The following is a 15,909-nucleotide window of genomic DNA, read 5'->3' as shown; positions in this document are numbered from 1 at the left end:
GCTGAAGATGTAGCCACGCACGTGGAAGCGGGCCTGCAGCATCAGCGCCTTGGCCTGCACGGCGCTGTTGAAGGTCTGGGCCAGCCGTCCTCCAAGTCCACGCCCCGGTCCAGGACCACCGCGAACGCCTCCGCGCACCGCTCCAGCCGGGAGTCCCGGGCCGGGTGGTGCCCGTCGGCCAGCTCCGCCAGCTCCTGCTGCGCCACCACCGTGCCCACCTCGCTGCCGCCCGGTGAGGCGTACGGCAGCAGCGTGCACCGCAGGAACCGGGCCCAGTCGCGCCCGCGCTCGTCCCCGTACGAGGCGAACAGCTCCACCGCCTCGCCGCAGAGCTGGAGCGCCTGGGCCGCCCGCCCGTTGCCCGCGTCGATCAGCGCCAGCTCCAGGCAGGCCCACGCCTCGCCGTGCGCCACCCCGATCCGCCGGAAGTCGGCCCGCGCGTCCATCAGGAGCTGCCGGGCGAACCCCGAATTGCGCAGGTTCCCCGTCTGCGCGGCCCGCTGGTCGCGGGTGACCCGGCCCGAGTGGTGGCGGGCGCAGGCCAGCCCGTACACGTCCCGCATCCGGGAGAACATGGTCCGGGCCCGCTCCAGCTCCCGTACGGCGTCCACGGTGTCGCCGTCCTCCTCCAGCGCCTGGCCCAGGTAGTACAGCGTCCACGCCTCGCCGCGCGCGTCCTCGTTGTCCCGGTGCCGGGCGAGCGCGTCGCGGAGCTGCTCCAGCGCGGCCTCCGGGTCGCCGTCCAGCAGCCGGGCACGGGCCAGCTGGGTGATCGCCCACGCCTCGCCGCGGCCGTCGCGGGTGCGCCCGTACAGCTCCAGGGCGGTGGACAGCGACTCCTCGGCCGCCGCCACCTCGCCCGTACGCAGCCTGACCTGGCCGAGCTGGAAGCGCGTCCACGCCTCCCCGTGCAGCGACTCGCCCTCCCGGTGCAGGGTGAGCGCGGTGTCCAGCAGGGCGAGGGCGCGGGCCAGGTTGCCCCGGTCGCGTTCGACCGCCGCCAGCGCGTGCAGGGTCCAGGCCCGGTCCTCGGCCTGCGACCGGGAGGCCTGGAGCTCCAGCGCCTCGCCCAGCCGGGCGGCGGCCTCCGTGAGGTTGCCCTGGTGGTGCAGGGTGATGCCCAGCGAGCAGAGGGCCAGGGCCGCGCCCGCGTCGTTGTGCGCCTCCCGGTAGAGGCCCACCACCGAGGAGAGCGTGGTGCGGGCCTTGTCCAGCTCGCCGAGCTGCCGGGCCGCGATCCCCGTACGCCACTGCACGGACCGCTCCAGCAGGCCCTGGTCGACGGAGCGGGTCAGCTCGCTGATCTCGCCGAGGCGGTAGAGGTCCCCGCGCAGCAGGCAGTAGTCGCACAGGGCGCCCAGGAGGTTCAGGACCGTGGACTGGTCGACGCCCTCGGTGTGGCGCAGCGCGGAGGTGATGAAGCTCGACTCGTCGTCCAGCCAGCGCAGCGCCGAGTCCAGCGAGCCGAAGCCGTGCGAGCCGAACTGGCCGGCCCGGGTCGACATCTTCCCGTCGACCATGCGGATCACGGCGTCGGCCAGCTCCGCGTAGTTCGTCAGCAGCCGCTCGTGGGCAGCGGCCCGCTCGGCCGGCTCCTCCTCGTCGAGCAGCCGGGCCAGTGCGAAGCCCCGGACCAGGTCGTGGAGCCGGTAGCGCGATCCCCGTACGTGGGTGAGCAGCCCGGCCCGGGTCAGCTCCTCCAGCCGCCGCCCGGCCTCCTGCTCGTCGGCCGCCAGCAGGGCCGCGGCCGCCGCCGCACCGAGGCTGGCCCGGCCCGCCAGCGCGAGCCGCCGCAGCAGCCGGCGGGCCGCCTCGCCCTGGTCGGTGTAGCGCAGCCACAGGGCCCGGTCCACCGGGGAGACCGGCCCGTACGCCCGTAGATCCTCCGCGAGCGCACTGCGCGTACGGGCCCCGAGCGCGGAGCCGGCCACCCGCAGGGCCAGCGGCAGCCCGCCGCACAGCTCCACGACGGCGTCGGTGGCCGGGTAGTCGTACGGCCCCGCCTCCTCGCCCTCGGCCGCCTCACGCAGCAGCTCCTCGGCGCCCGCCGCCTCCAGCGGACCGACCGCCAGGTGGTGCACCCAGGCCGGGGTGGACTCCGGCAGCTCCAGGGGCTCCCGGGCGGTGACGATGACCAGGCTGTCGGAGCGCTCCGGGATGAGGGTGCGCACCTGCTCGGCGTCGGTCGCGTCGTCGAGGACGACGGTGACCGGGGTGCCGGTGAGGTGCTGGTGGTACAGCTCGCCCAGACGCCGCACGTGCTGCTCGGCCGCGGCCCTTCCGTACGTTCGTGCCTGTGCCTGTGCCTGTGCCTGTGCCTGCGTCTGCTTCTGCTTCTGCGACTGAGACTGCGAGTGCTTCTGGGCCTGCGCCTGCGACTGCGCCGGGCCGGGGGCACCGGGAGCGCCGGGTCCGGTGAGGGTGCCGGGCGTGGCTCCGTCGCGGCGGCCGGGGGCTTCGGGGGCTCCGGGCGTGGCCCCGTCACGGAAGAGGAGCTGCTCGCGCGGGGCGCCCAGCCGGTTGAGGAGGTGCAGCAGGGCGTCCCGGGTCGGCAACGGGCTCTCCCCGCTGACCTGGCCCCGCAGGTCGACCACGCAGGCGCCCCGGAACTGGTCCTTCAGCGCGTGCGCCGCCCGCACCGCGAGCGTGGTGCGCCCGGAACCCGGCTCACCGTGCAGGACGACGACGGTCGGCCGCGTCCGCGTGGAGGCGCGGGCGGCGTTCACCCACTGGGCGATCTGCGCCAGTTCGGCCCGACGCCCGGTGAACGGCCCCCCGGCGTCGGGCAGATGGCCGAAGGACTGCTCCAGCGCGACCCGGGTCCGGGCCGCCGCACTGCGGTCGCCGCCGCGCAACTGCCGTACCACCGGGGCGCTCCGCTTCTTCGTGGAGCGGGCGGCGGGGGCCAGCATGCGCTGCTGGTCCAGGTACGGGCGGATGCCCCGTACCTCCAGCGCGGTCAGCCACTGGAGGCGCAACTGCTCGGCCCCGCCCGGCTGTCCGGCCGCCCCGGCGCGGCGGTGGGCGGCGGGCCAGTGCGAGGCGGTGGCCTTCGCCACGGTCGTCGCGGCGCCGGCCACCGCGACGACCGCGCCCGCACCGAGGGCGGGGCCGGTGGCCGTGCCGAACGCCAGGTCCGCCCCGAACGCGGCGACGGCGGCAACCCCGGTCACCAGCAGGGGAGTTCCCAGGGTCTCTTTGGTGAGCCGGTCCGACAGGGGCCTCTCCCCGGCCGCCGCCGCGTCGAGCGCCTGCGTGTACGCGGCGTACTCCTCACGCGCCCCCGCCGCGATGGTGTCGAGCGCGGCCGTGGCCCGTGCCATCAGCACCCCGGAGTCCGCCCGGCCGCCCGACCGCCGCACCTCCTCCTCCACGGCGCGCGCCAACAGCCTGGTCGCCTCCGCCCGATGGCCGTCCCGCATGTGTGTCCCCCTCCGAGAGCCGCGTACCAAGCACCTGGCGCCCGGAGGTCAGTGGCCGGGCGTCAGGGTCAAGTGTCCTGCGTACGGGGCTTTCGCGCGAGGGCCGCCGAGCAGGAACCGTCCTCCGGGTCTTTCACGCGAGGGCTGCCGAGTAGGAACCGTCCTCGGGGCTCACCCGGCGATATCGGCGCGAGGGTCGCCGAGTAGGAACCGTCCTCCGGGGCTTTCACGCGAGGGCCGCCGAGTAGGAACCGTCCCCGTGGCTCACCCGGCGATATCGCCGCCACCCGGCGACGACAGCCCCACGGCGGCGCGCATCCGCCCCTCCTCATCGGCCCCGTCACCCTCGCCGGTGCTCACCATCCGCTCCCGGAACTCCTGCTCGCTACGGGCGTTCGACACCGCGCGCATCTTCGCCGACAGCGCGTCGAGCCGGTCCGCGAACGCCTTCGCGGGGCCGAGCGCGCCGGCCGGGAGCCCGTCCGCCTCCCGCAGCAGCCGCGCCGACTCCGCCTCTCCGTCGGCCATCCGGCCGGCCCAGGCGGTCGCCCCCGCGAGGTTCTTCCCGGGCCCCTCGCCGGGCTGGCTCGCCCGCGCCTCACTGGCGGGCCGCAGGGCCGTGAGGTACGCCAACTGCCCGGCGTCCCAGTCGTCCGCGTCCTGCCGCAGTGACGTCTCCAGCAGCCCGTCCGGAGGGCCGATCCAGCACAGCACCGTACGGTTGCCGAGCGTCCAGCCGGTCGCGTCCGGGTGGTAGAAGAACAACTGCACCCGGGGCAGCGCGCTGCTGTCCAGTGCGAAGTCGTGCAGCAGCGGCGCACAGCTCCGGTACGCCGACGACGCGATGGCCCCGGTGCCCGGGAAGCTGCCGCCCTTCAGCTGGAACGAGCCGTACACCTCACCCTGGTGGGGCTCGTCGCACTCCACGACCTCGGCCGAGAGGTCCTTCAGCCGCGGGTCGGCCTGGGTCGGCACCCCCGCCCCGGGAGTGAAGCAGTCCCCCACCCGCAGCCCGAACAGCGTGCCCGCCTGCGCCTCCTGGGACCCGTCGACCGTCCACGTCGTGAACCGCGCCCCGCCGACCACCGCCAGCAGCACCGACAGGGCGACCACGGCCCCGCCCACAGAGGTCCCGGCGACGGCCAGCCCCTTGCCGCGCTTGCCGTTACGGGGAATCCGCACCAGCGCGACGACCCCGAGGACCAGCCCCACCGGCGCGAGGCAGACGAGCAGCGAGAGGACGAGGGAGGCCACGGCCATCGCGCTGAGCGGCGGGTGCACCACCGGCTGCCAGGGTCCGGGCGGAGGCGGCGGCCCGTACGAGCCCGGTACCGCCGGCCCGGGAGGCGGCGGGCCGTAGGGACCGTACGAGGGAGGCCCCGGGGGCGGGGGAGTCACCGGCGGTATGTGGGAAGGCGGAGGCGGCGGCGGCACGGTCATGGCCCTGTGCCCTTTCGTCAGTCGTGATCAGCGCAGGAGTCCGTGTGGGGCCGGGTTGCCCGCACGGTAGCACCGCCCGCGCCAACGCCCCCTGCCCGCCCACACTCCCCCTGCACTCCCTCCCACCTGGCCTTCCGCCAGCCCCGCTCCACTCCGTGGCGCGGGCCTCCCGGCGGGGTCACGGAGAGGTCAGGACCGGACCGGTGTGCCGGGGCGGATGTCGTACGCCTTCTGGACCAGGCCGGGGCGCTGCCCGTCGTTGAGCTGCCGGTCCCACTGCGCGTCGACCTGTTCGCGGGCCTGCGGCTCCATCTCGGCGGGCAGCAGGTTCCGGTAGCGGCGCTCCTCGCCCAGCAGGACCTCGACGGTCTTCCGGTAGACCGGTTCGGGGTCGTACTGCTCATGCGGGAAGGCGAGTTCGGCGTAGTCGAAGAGGCGGTCGGCGGGGTCGTCGCGCCATTCCTTCCACGTCTCGAACATGGTGTCGTTGAAGCCGGTGAGGAAGGGGCCCGGGTTGATCGTGGCCACCGTGACTCCGAACTCGGCGAGTTCCTGGTCGAGAGCGTCGGCGAAGGCCTCCACGGCGTGTTTGGAGGCCGCGTAGGCGCCGGTGAACGGGTCGACGGTGAGGCCGGCGACCGACGACATGAACACGATGCGTCCGCTGCGGCGGGCCGCCATCCGGCGGGCGATGCCCTGGGTGAGCAGCACGGGCCCGAAGACGTTCACCTCGAACTGGCGCCGCAACCGCTCCTCGGGGATGTCGGCGGTGGCGCCGCCCTCCGACACGCCGGCGTTGTTGAGGAGGACGTCGACGTCCCAGGCCCAGGCCTTCTCGCGGTCGCCGGGGTCGGTGACGTCGAGCTTCTCCACCCGCAGCCCGACGCCCCGCTCCCGCGCCTCGGCCCGCACCGCACTGACCTGGGCGATGATCTCGACACCCGCGATCACCTCGTGCCCGGCCCCGGCGAGCCGCAACGCGACCTCCTTGCCGAAGCCGCTGCCCGCACCGGTGATGAGGATCGGTCCTGCCATGTCTTCACACCTTTCCCAGATACTGCCCGGCGGGTACGCGTACGCGTCAGCGCCACGTTAGGCCGGTGCGCCCCGGGGCGCCTGCGGGCGAGGCCACTCGGGGGCGCGGCTGTGGGCAGGTACCTGACCTGGGGGCCTGCGGAAAGACGGAGGCCGCGTGCGAGTACGCTCCGGTGCGGCGGAGCCGTGAGCACGCATGAGCCCCGGCCTGCTGATCGGCTCCTGCTGGGCCGGCAGGGGGCGTGACGCCGGCCGGGCCCTCAAGGGCCTCCGGCGCTCTCCGGTTCTCGAACCCTCGATTCCCTTCCCCCGAACCTCGAAAGTGCAGAAAGCCCCATGCGATACGGCCGAGTCACCGGGGGCCGCGTGCTGCGCCGCCGTTCCTTCCGCGTGCTCTCCCTGGGTGTGCTGGCCCTTTTCGCAGGCGGCGCCGCCATCGGATTCGCCGACGGCCTCAACGGCAACCGGGACGGCCTGATGGCGGCGGCGCTGCTGCTCACCCTGGGCTCCCTCTGCTACCGCGTCACCCACTCCCGCATCCACGCCGACGAGACCTCGCTCACCGTCGTCAACCCGCTCTTCGGCTACGAGGTCCCCTACGCCGCCGTGCAGCGCATCGGGGCCAACCCGTCCGGCAGCCTGATCGTGCTGCCCAAGGAGTCCGCCGCGGACACCGAGGACGAAGGCTACCTGGCGGTCGGGTTCGCCGGCTCCCTCCTCGACCGCGCCTTCGGGACGACGGACAAGGCGGTCGCCGAACTGAAGAAGCACCGCACCAAGGGCCGCAAACTACCCGGCGCGGACGGCCCCGTGCGGCGCGTCCTGGTGGCCGACATCGTCGCGGACGGAATGCTCGTGGTGGCCGCCGGATGCGCGGCGGCGTCCCTGGCCGTGGGCTGACGCGGGGCAAACCGCCGTCCCTGTAGCCCTTGGTGGCGGGGTCCAGAACGTAGGTGTAGACGATCGGGACCCCGGTGGCGCCCTGCTCGACCCGCCAGTAGAAGGGGATGCCGACCTTGGCGTACTGGTCCACCTTCACGATCCGGCCGGTGGTCTCCGAGCCGGGCGACACGACCTCGACGACCAGGAGCACGTGCTCGGGGCGGGTGGGCGTGAGGTCGATGGTCTCCGCCCGGTACACGGTGACGTCCGGGCGGCGGTTGGTGAGGGGAACGTCCTGGAGGCGGACGTCGAAGTCGGTGTCGGCGTTCCAGTCCGGGCCCGCGGCGGCGTCCAGTGCGTTGGCCAGGATCCGGGCCAGCCGGTTGTGCCGCTTGGAGGTCCTCGGGCTCACGACGACCATCCCGTCCACGACCTCGATGCCGGCGCACTGCTCCTCGGACCAGGAGTCGTACTGCTCCGCGCTGATCTGGGTGTGCATCTACGCGAGCGCCGCCACCATCTCGGCGGTCATGGTGTGCCTCCTTCGAGGAGTTTCCACGGTTTCCGGCGTTGCTGGGCTCAGCCGACTGTCCTGCGGTCCCGGGGACCCGCCTCAGAGAGGGAGCGGTCTCCGGCCCGGCCGGTTTGCCCGAGTGAGGCGGAGTCCGTGCGCTCTCCCTGACCGGGCCGGGCCCGCTGAGAGGCTGGGTCGTATGAACCGGTTGGGTGGTGTGACCTCGCCGTATCTGCTTCAGCATGCTGACAATCCCGTCGACTGGTGGCCCTGGGGAGCGGACGCCTTCGAGGAGGCCCGGCGGCGCGATGTGCCCGTTCTGCTGTCGGTCGGCTACTCCGCGTGCCACTGATGCCAGTGAACTCGCGAACCCATTAGCTGGGGCCGTGCTCACACTTCTTTGATGGTCACGCGCTTCCCGCAGAGCTTCGACCAATCGTCACGGTCGGAAGTCAGGACGATCACGGGGCCCGGGACACGGAGCGCGAGCGCGGCAACGAGGGCGTCGATCGCGTACTTGTGCCCGTGCAGCCCGCCTGCGTCCCGAAGCAGCGCCACTGCGGTCAGGGAGTCCTCCTGGCTGACCGGTTCCACCTGCAGCCGGGAGAGCACCCACTTCAAGCGCGCAAGACCGGTCTTCCCCTGCACAGCTTCGACAATGGTGAGCGCGGACACGAGGACAGGGGCCCCGGCCCGCCGGGAGGCCTCGATACGAGCCGCCATCCCGCGGTCGTTGCGCAGGAGCAGAGAGAGCGCCTCGGCGTCGAGAACCAGCGAGCGGGCCGGACGCTCCTTCACGCAGCGCCCCGTTCGACGCCGTCGGCGTTCTCTTCTCCGAACAGCTCGCGACGAGCGGCTTCGACCTCCTGCTCCGTGAGCGCGCCGTGCTCTTCCTCATGGGCCGCGACGATCTCGGCGAGCCCGTCCATGGCGAGCTGATGCCGGACAGCCTCGGTGATGTAGCTGGACAAGCCGCGACGGCCGCTTCGGGAGCGGAGCTCGCTGACCAGCTCGGTGGGCATGGACACGGAGATGTTCTCGGTGGTCCCGGCTCGGGTCGGCTTCATCTTCAAAGTGTAGGACAGGCTCTATTACACCGCGAGGGCTTCACCGAACCACATCTGCGGCGAGAAGCGGCTGCGGCGCTTCACCTACGGCTTTCGCGCGAGCATCGGATCGGGCCGTCAGTGCTTGAAGTACCGATTTGCGAGCATGGACCGTTACTTCCGCGATTCAGATCCTATGAGGGTGGCAGCTTCTCGAAACAGACTGCTCGCCCGAGCGGTTCTACTCGGGTGACGGGACGTGGCAACTCATCCCCGGCTTTCGCGCACGGCTTCGCAGCGTCCGGATTCGGATACCCGCTCGGACGCAGGTGCGTGCGTGCGGCTCTTGCGGGCCGGAGTGATGACCTGCTTTTCATGATCGGGAGCTCCCGGCTAGGCTCGACCAACCGCACTTCGATTCAGCACGACAGGTTCTGGGAGATGACGTGGGCGCTGCACGGGCCTGGATGGTACGCGCCGGAGCGGATGGCGAGCGGGAGGACGCCTCCATCTCTGAGAGCTTGACGATCGCGGGCTGGCCCGAGGTCGGTGACCTCACAGGCTGTATGACACCGGGAGACCTCGAAGCCGCGCTCGCCGAGGCGTACCCCCGTGAGAACCCTCGCGTCCTCGGTAACTGGCGCGGGCAACTGTGGCGTTTTCGCGCCGTCATGTCGCCTGGGGATCTGATCGTCCTGCCACTCAAGGCGGGCGCCATCGCCATCGGACACCTCACGGGCGATTACCAGTTCCGTGCGGAGGCTGCTCCGGGACTCCGGCATGTACGCACTGTCACCTGGAAGCGCACGGATGTACCGCGTACGGAGCTCCGTGCTGACCTGCGTGCGACGCTTGGCTCCCTGCTCACAGTGAGCGAGTTGCGCCGTCTTGACGCCGTGAAGCGTCTCACCATGCTTGCGGCGGGGGGATCCGATCCGGGAAACCCTGACGCCCCAGCTGACCTGCGACTGTTGGAGGGACCTGCCCAGTTGGCCGAGAAGGTCGCCGAAGCGCCGGCGGGCAAACCAGTCGCATTGGCCGTACGTGACCTGCTCAGCATCTGGGACTTCGTGAGCCGCTCAGGCAAGGCGACCGCCACCATTCGCCGGGATCTGGACGAGCTCGGTCTCGCGGTCGTCCCTCCCATCACCGAGGTTCCGTCGATCGACCACATCGTTCGCGTTGTCCCCATCGGCCTGGCTCCGGAAGCTGAACGGCAGTCGTTGGGCGAAGAGACCGCCAACCTGGAACTGGAGCCGGAGGAAGGAGATGACTCCGCGGAGGATCTCCTGGTCGACGAGGATCCTGGCTCCTCGGACATCGGTGACGCCAGCGTGACCGATGATGGAGCCGACGAGGGTGAGAGAGGCGACGATGACGAGGAGTTGGCTCGTCCGGCGCCTGTGCTGGTGACCGTGGGAAGGCTGCCCTCGGCACGCAGTGAGCTGAAGACCGTCAGGCTGACCGAACCGCTCAGCAGAGCTGTGGAACTTCTGTCCGAGAACACGTACGACCAGCTCCCGGTCCTCGACGACGACGGTCACTTGCGCGGCTCCATCACCTGGCGGGAAATCGGTGCGACCAACCGCCCTGCCACCGCGCTGGTCAGAGACGCTGCCGTATTGAAGGTTCGGTCAATACGCACCGACGAGCCAATGGTGGACTGCCTGGCCGATGTAGCCGACCACGGCTGCGTTTTCGTGGTCAATCCCGACGGCAGCCTCTCTGGGATTGTGACGGGCCACGACCTGGCCCACAGATTCGAGCAGGAGCTGCGCCCCTACGCCCTCATCCAAGAGCTGGAACTGCGCCTGCGCCGAGCGCTCAGGAAGGCTTTGATGCTGGTGAAGGAGATTCATGGTGAGTACGGCCTCCCCGGCGATCCCGCAAGAATCGTCAAGCTCGCCAATCAGGGCATGAACTTCTCGGACTACATCACCTTGCTCAAGCGGGATGACGTATGGCAGGCCACGGGTTGGCAGTTCCCGCAGCAGAGCTTCGCCGAACGCATGGACCGAGTGCGAAAAATCCGTAACGAGACCATGCATTTCCACACGAGTGACGATGACCGCATCAGTGCGGTAAAGGAGATTCAAGTCGCTCTGCAGATGCTCAAAACTGTTCAGCCGCAAGCCTGAGGACATGGCAGGTCCGGTGCTGGCGCAGCCTGGCCTGCTGTTCCGGGATGACGAGCCGTCCGACTGAGCGGGACGTCGTCGGGGCTCGTGCCGTTCTCGCAGGTCGCATCCGGCGCTGTGAGAGGCTGGATCGTATGAACCGGTTGGCTGGTGTGACCTCGCCGTATCTGCTTCAGCATGCTGACAATCCCGTCGACTGGTGGCCCTGGGGAGCGGACGCCTTCGAGGAGGCCCGGCGGCGTGATGTGCCCGTGCTGCTGTCGGTCGGCTACTCCGCGTGCCACTGGTGCCACGTCATGGCGCACGAGTCCTTCGAGGACGAGACCGTCGCCGCCTACCTCAACGAGCGCTTCGTGGCCGTGAAGGTCGACCGGGAGGAGCGGCCCGACGTCGACGCCGTCTACATGGAGGCCGTCCAGGCGGCCACCGGGCACGGTGGGTGGCCGATGACCGTCTTCCTCACGCCCGATGCCGAACCCTTCTACTTCGGGACCTACTTCCCGCCCGAGCCCCGGCACGGTTCGCCCTCCTTCCAGCAGGTGCTCGAAGGCGTGAGTGCCGCGTGGAACGACCGGCGTGAGGAGGTCGCCGAGGTCGCCGAGCGGATCGTCGCCGACCTCGCCGGGCGGTCGCTGGCCCATGGCGGCGACGGGGTTCCGGGGGAGCCGGAGATCGCGCAGGCGCTGCTCGGGCTGACCCGGGAGTACGACGAGCAGCACGGCGGGTTCGGGGGCGCGCCCAAGTTCCCGCCGTCCATGGCGGTCGAGTTCCTGCTGCGGCATTACGCCCGTACCGGGTCCGAGGGGGCCCTCCAGATGGCCGCCGACACCTGCTCGGCGATGGCCCGGGGCGGGATCTACGACCAGCTCGGCGGTGGGTTCGCGCGCTACTCCGTGGACCGGGAGTGGGTGGTCCCGCACTTCGAGAAGATGCTGTACGACAACGCGCTGCTGTGCCGTGTGTACGCCCACCTGTGGCGTACCACCGGGTCGGCCGAGGCGCGGCGGATCGCCCTGGAGACCGCCGACTTCATGGTGGGGGAGCTGCGGACCGCCGAAGGCGGCTTCGCCTCCGCGCTCGACGCGGACAGCGAGGACGCGGACGGCAAGCACGTCGAGGGCGCCTTCTACGTGTGGACGCCCGCGCAGCTGCGCGAGGTGCTCGGCGAGGAGGACGGCGCCTTCGCCGCCGCCTACTTCGGCGTCACCGAGGAGGGCACCTTCGAGGAAGGCGCCTCCGTGCTCCAGCTCCCCGGTGAGGCCCGCCCGGTGGACGCCGGGCGCGTCGCTGACGTACGGGCCCGGCTGCTGGCGGCACGTGGGGAGCGGCCGCGTCCGGGGCGCGACGACAAGGTGGTCGCCGCCTGGAACGGGCTCGCCATCGCCGCCCTCGCCGAGACCGGCGCCTACTTCGACCGGCCCGACCTCGTCGAGCGTGCCACCGAGGCCGCCGACCTGCTGGTCCGGGTCCACCTGGGCGAGGTGGCCCGGCTGGCCCGTACCTCCAAGGACGGGCGCGTGGGCGACAACGCCGGGGTGCTGGAGGACTACGGCGATGTCGCCGAGGGCTTCCTCGCGCTGGCCGCCGTCACCGGCGAGGGCGCGTGGCTGGAGTTCGCCGGGTTCCTGCTGGACATCGTGCTGGAGCAGTTCACCGGGGAGGGCGGGCAGCTCTACGACACCGCCCACGACGCCGAGAAGCTGATCCGCCGCCCCCAGGATCCCACCGACAGCGCCACCCCGGCCGGCTGGACGGCGGCGGCCGGCGCGCTCCTGACGTACGCCGCGTACACCGGCTCGGAGCCCCACCGCACCGCCGCCGAGGGCGCACTCGGCGTGGTGAAGGCGCTGGCCCCGCGCGCCCCGCGCTTCACCGGCTGGGGGCTCGCGGTCGCCGAGGCGCTGCTGGACGGGCCCCGCGAGGTCGCCGTGGCCGGACCGGTCGGCGGTGATCTGCACCGTACGGCGTTGCTGGGCCGGGCGCCGGGTGCCGTCGTCGCGGCGGGCGAGGGTCCGGGCGCGGGGGCCGAGTTCCCGCTGCTGGCGGACCGGCCGCTGGTGGGTGGCGTACCGACCGCGTATGTCTGCCGGCACTTCGTCTGCGACGCGCCGACGACGGATGCGGCCGAGCTGGCGGCGAAGCTGGGCGGCTGGGGCGGCTGAGGCGGCTGAGGACGTGGAGGATGCGGAGGCCGCGGAGGACGCGTGAGGGGTCGGGCGCTGGAAACCGTCGGTTGCGGACGGCCCCTTACGCGTATCCGTACCCGTACCTTCACGCGTACCCGTACCTTCACTCGTACTCGTGTCCGTTCCCGTACCCGTGCCTGTGTCCGTACGTGTCCGTACGTGCGTGGAGGACGGGGGACGGTCCTCAGCGCGTGGAGGTCTCGGCGGCGGACAGCATGTTCTCGATGAGGTCGGCAGCGCGCGGGGTGCCGCCCTCGGCACGGGCGGCGGTCTGCAACTGCCGGGACCGGTCTGCCCGTTCCGGGTCCGTGACCAGGTCGCTCAGTGCCGCGCGCAGGGTCTCGGCGGTGGCGTCGGCGGTGTCCACGCGGCGGGCGACGTCGAGTTCCACGAGGCGGTCGGCGTTCATGAACTGCTCGGCCCCCTGCGGAACCGCGATCATGGGAACGCCGGCGAGGAGCCCTTCGCCGCAGCCGCCCATCCCGGCGTGGGTCACGAAGGCGTCGGCCTGTTCCAGGATCGCCCGCTGCGGGACCCAGGAGTGCACTTCGACGTTGGGCGGGACGGTGCCGAGCTCCTCGGGGTCGGTGTACTTGCCGATCTGGAGTACGACGTGCCGGCCGGGCAGGTCGCCGAAGGCGGCGATGCACTGGCGGTAGAACGCGGGCTGGTGGGTGTAGGCCGAGCCGAGCGAGACCAGCAGCACGTTGTCCGCGCCCGCCGGTCGGGTCCAGCCCTCCGCGTCCGCCGGGGTGTCGAAGCAGGGGCCGACGAAGGTCACCGTGCCGGTGTCGACCCGGTCGGCGTGCGGCTGCATCGCTCGCGGGATCAGGGCGAGGGCCCGGTCGGGCGGGCCGGAGAACGTGTCCACGTCCGTGGTGGTCGCACCGCAGCCGGCGAGCCACCGCGCGAACCTCTCCTGGTAGGCGTCGGCGCCCGGCAGCTTCCGCAGATGCGCCGCGACCTCCTCATCGTACCCGTCCCAGCCGACGAACGTCGGGGAGAGCTGCACGAGGGGGCGGCCCTGCGCCTCGGCGAGGGCGCGCGCGGCGTAGGCGCCGATGTCGTAGAGGTACAGGTCGGCCGGATCGTCGTCGTAGGCGGCGCGCAGCTGCGGGAGCGCCTGGACGGCGTCGTCGAGGAAGAGGCTCGCCGCGGCGATGGGGTCGGCGGGCCAGTCGTTGTCCGCGACGGGCAGCGTGGAGGTGCACGGCACCAGCTCCGCGCCGGTGGACTCGATCCGGTCGGCCACGAACGGGTCGTTGGCGTACGTGACCCGGTGCCCGCGCGCCACCAGCTCACGGATGAGCCCGAGGCTGGGCAGGACGTGGCTGACGATGGGGACGCCGACCATGGCGATGTGGGCGCGGCGAGGGGGCATGGGCGTCACTCGTTTCGGGTGCGGAGCGGGGGAGGGGCGGGGCGGAGGCGGGCGGGGGAGGGATAGGGACGGGACGGCTTAGGGGCGGCTGAGGAGCGGAGAGGGGACGCGCGGAGCGTGCGCAGGGGCGGGTGCCGGCGGTGTGGCGGGGTGGCGCGGTGTCAGGGCCGGCCGGCCTGCGCGGCTGCCTCCTCCAGGTCGGCGACGGTGCCCGACATGATCGTCCGTACGTGCCGGGTGATGTGCCGCACGGGCCAGTCCCACCACGCCACGGCCAGGAGCCGGGCGATGTCCGCGGCCTCGTAGCGGGTGCGGATGAGCCGGGCGGGGTTGCCGCCGACGATGCCGTAGTCGGGGACGTCGGCGGTGACTACGGAGCCGGCGCCGATGATCGCGCCGTGGCCGATGCGTACGCCGGGCATGACCGTGGCGCCGTGGCCGAACCACACGTCGTTGCCGACGACCGTGTCGCCCCGGCCGGGCAGACCGGTGATCAGGTCGAAGTGCTCCGCCCAGGAGCCCCCCATGGTGGGGAACGGGAAGGTGGACGGGCCGTCCATGCGGTGGTTGGCGCCGTTCATGATGAACCGGGTGCCCGTCCCCAGCGCACAGAACTTGCCGATGACGAGCCGCTCGGGGCCGTAGTGGTAGAGCACGTTGCGCGTCTCGAACGCGGTCGGGTCGTCCGGATCGTCGTAGTACGAGAAGTCACCGACCTCGATCAGCGGCGACTTCACCAACGGCCTGAGCAGGACCACGCGCGGGTGCTCGGGCATCGGGTGGAGCACGGTGGGGTCGGCGGGAACAGGCGGCATCGTGGAGGCGGTTCCTCTCTCGTGGGCCTATGGCGACAACCGTCGCGTTAAGATGCTGGCACAGCCCAGCCCCCTCGATCAACCGGATACCGGATCACCGATGACCGACACATCAGCCTCGACGTCGGACCGCCGTCCGGGCGGCCGCACCGCCCGCGTCCGTGCCCAGGTCCTCGACGCGGTCCGCGCCGAACTCGCCGAAGGCGGGCACGAAGGGCTCACGATGGAGGGTGTCGCCACGCGGGCCGGGGTGCACCGCGCCACGGTCTACCGGCGCTGGCGCGATGTCGGCGGCCTGCTCGTCGACGTCATCGACGCCGCTGGCGAGATCGACTGGCAGCCGCCGGACACCGGCTCGCTGCGCGGCGACCTGACGGCCCTCAACCAGGAGATCCAGGAGTTGTTGGTCGTGCAGCCGTCGCTCGCGGTCGCCCTGATGGCCGCCTCGTTCCACTCCGAACAGGCCGCACGGGCCCAGACGCGGCTGTGGGCCGACCGGTACGCCCAGTGCGAAGTTCTCGTCGAGCGCGCCATCGAGCGCGGCGAACTCCCCGCGCCTCCGGCCGCGTCCCCGCCTGCATCCGCATCCGCATCCGCGCCCATGCCCATGCCCGCGCCCATGCCCATGCCCGCGCCCATGCCCATGCCCGCGCCCATGCCCATGCCCGCGCCCATGCCCATGCCCGCGCCCATGCCCACGCCCACGCCCATGCCCATGCCCACGCCCGCCCCCGCACCGCACACGGACGCGCGGAGTCTGCTGATCGCCGCCACGGCGCCGATCTACCACCAGCTGGTGCTCCTGCGCGCCGACCCCGACCCGGACCTGCCGGAACGGGCCGCGGAGGCGGCCGTCCTGGCGGCTGCCGCGGGCGCCTTCTCCGTCCGCCGGGAGGAGGAAGGGGAGGGCGGGTGATCGAGGAGGTGGAGGGGGCGAACGCCCGGACTCGATGCGGCGTGGCGCGGTGCGGCGCGGTGCGGTGCGGCGCGGTGCGGTGCGGCGCGGCGCGGTGCGGTGCGGCGGTCGGCCACCGGCCCTGTTCCCGTACC

11 protein-coding genes and 2 pseudogenes are annotated in these 15,909 nt (G+C 72.2%); 5 read left to right on the top strand and 8 right to left on the bottom strand.

All coding sequences use genetic code 11. From position 1 onward, the window contains the following. Window positions 1–41 precede the first annotated feature (41 nt). The 3 genes from AB0917_RS29435 to AB0917_RS29425 all read right to left on the bottom strand — a co-directional run bounded on the left by AB0917_RS29435 (window position 42) and on the right by AB0917_RS29425 (window position 5,897). Window positions 42–3,422 carry a tetratricopeptide repeat protein gene (locus AB0917_RS29435; RefSeq protein WP_366822710.1) on the bottom strand — a complete coding sequence of 1,127 codons (3,381 nt, stop codon included), beginning with the start codon at window positions 3,420–3,422 and terminating at the stop codon, window positions 42–44. A gap of 264 nt (window positions 3,423–3,686) precedes the next feature. After that, window positions 3,687–4,706, bottom strand: coding sequence for a DUF4190 domain-containing protein (locus AB0917_RS29430; protein ID WP_366822709.1), 1,020 nt, complete (start codon window positions 4,704–4,706; stop codon window positions 3,687–3,689). Window positions 4,707–5,051: 345 nt separating this feature from the next. After that, window positions 5,052–5,897, bottom strand: coding sequence for an SDR family oxidoreductase (locus AB0917_RS29425; RefSeq protein ID WP_366822708.1), 846 nt, complete (start codon window positions 5,895–5,897; stop codon window positions 5,052–5,054). Between the two features lie 336 nt (window positions 5,898–6,233). Here AB0917_RS29425 and AB0917_RS29420 point away from each other — a divergent pair, with 336 nt between their 5' ends. Continuing rightward, window positions 6,234–6,797: a hypothetical protein gene (locus AB0917_RS29420; protein ID WP_366822707.1), complete on the top strand. Its 564-nt coding sequence runs from the start codon at window positions 6,234–6,236 to the stop codon at window positions 6,795–6,797. A gap of 13 nt (window positions 6,798–6,810) precedes the next feature. Here the strand turns inward: AB0917_RS29420 and AB0917_RS29415 are convergent. Further along, window positions 6,811–7,278: pseudogene (locus AB0917_RS29415) on the bottom strand (Uma2 family endonuclease); the annotation flags it as partial. A 214-nt stretch (window positions 7,279–7,492) separates the two neighbouring features. On the opposite strand from AB0917_RS29415, the pseudogene AB0917_RS29410 reads away from it, so the two are divergent. Then, a pseudogene (locus AB0917_RS29410) lies at window positions 7,493–7,642 on the top strand (DUF255 domain-containing protein); the annotation flags it as partial. Between the two features lie 41 nt (window positions 7,643–7,683). Here the strand turns inward: AB0917_RS29410 and AB0917_RS29405 are convergent. Then, window positions 7,684–8,091 carry a type II toxin-antitoxin system VapC family toxin gene (locus AB0917_RS29405; RefSeq protein ID WP_366822706.1) on the bottom strand — a complete coding sequence of 136 codons (408 nt, stop codon included), beginning with the start codon at window positions 8,089–8,091 and terminating at the stop codon, window positions 7,684–7,686. Then, complete coding sequence (locus tag AB0917_RS29400) at window positions 8,088–8,360, bottom strand: hypothetical protein (protein ID WP_366822705.1); 273 nt, start codon at window positions 8,358–8,360, stop codon at window positions 8,088–8,090. The genes AB0917_RS29405 and AB0917_RS29400 overlap by 4 nt, the downstream gene beginning before the upstream one ends. A 425-nt stretch (window positions 8,361–8,785) precedes the next feature. Here AB0917_RS29400 and AB0917_RS29395 point away from each other — a divergent pair, with 425 nt between their 5' ends. Beyond that, window positions 8,786–10,477 (top strand): CBS domain-containing protein, encoded by a 1,692-nt coding sequence (locus AB0917_RS29395; RefSeq protein ID WP_366822704.1) that lies wholly within the window; start codon window positions 8,786–8,788, stop codon window positions 10,475–10,477. Window positions 10,478–10,611: 134 nt separating this feature from the next. Next, window positions 10,612–12,639: a thioredoxin domain-containing protein gene (locus tag AB0917_RS29390; protein WP_366822703.1), complete on the top strand. Its 2,028-nt coding sequence runs from the start codon at window positions 10,612–10,614 to the stop codon at window positions 12,637–12,639. A 208-nt stretch (window positions 12,640–12,847) separates the two neighbouring features. Here AB0917_RS29390 and AB0917_RS29385 read toward each other — a convergent pair whose 3' ends face one another. Both AB0917_RS29385 and AB0917_RS29380 read right to left on the bottom strand, forming a co-directional pair. Next, a complete protein-coding gene (locus AB0917_RS29385; RefSeq protein WP_366822702.1) occupies window positions 12,848–14,044 on the bottom strand; it encodes a macrolide family glycosyltransferase in 1,197 nt (398 codons plus the stop codon). Between the two features lie 161 nt (window positions 14,045–14,205). Further along, on the bottom strand, window positions 14,206–14,859 hold the full coding sequence (locus AB0917_RS29380) for a CatB-related O-acetyltransferase (RefSeq protein WP_366822701.1): 654 nt from the start codon (window positions 14,857–14,859) through the stop codon (window positions 14,206–14,208). Window positions 14,860–14,959: 100 nt separating this feature from the next. On the opposite strand from AB0917_RS29380, the gene AB0917_RS29375 reads away from it, so the two are divergent. After that, window positions 14,960–15,775: a TetR/AcrR family transcriptional regulator gene (locus AB0917_RS29375; protein WP_366822700.1), complete on the top strand. Its 816-nt coding sequence runs from the start codon at window positions 14,960–14,962 to the stop codon at window positions 15,773–15,775. Window positions 15,776–15,909: the final 134 nt, after the last annotated feature.

It is taken from the genome of Streptomyces sp. NPDC007346 (genome assembly GCF_040703535.1).
Lineage (GTDB): Bacteria > Actinomycetota > Actinomycetes > Streptomycetales > Streptomycetaceae > Streptomyces.
This window is presented reverse-complemented; position numbering and strand designations above follow the sequence as displayed.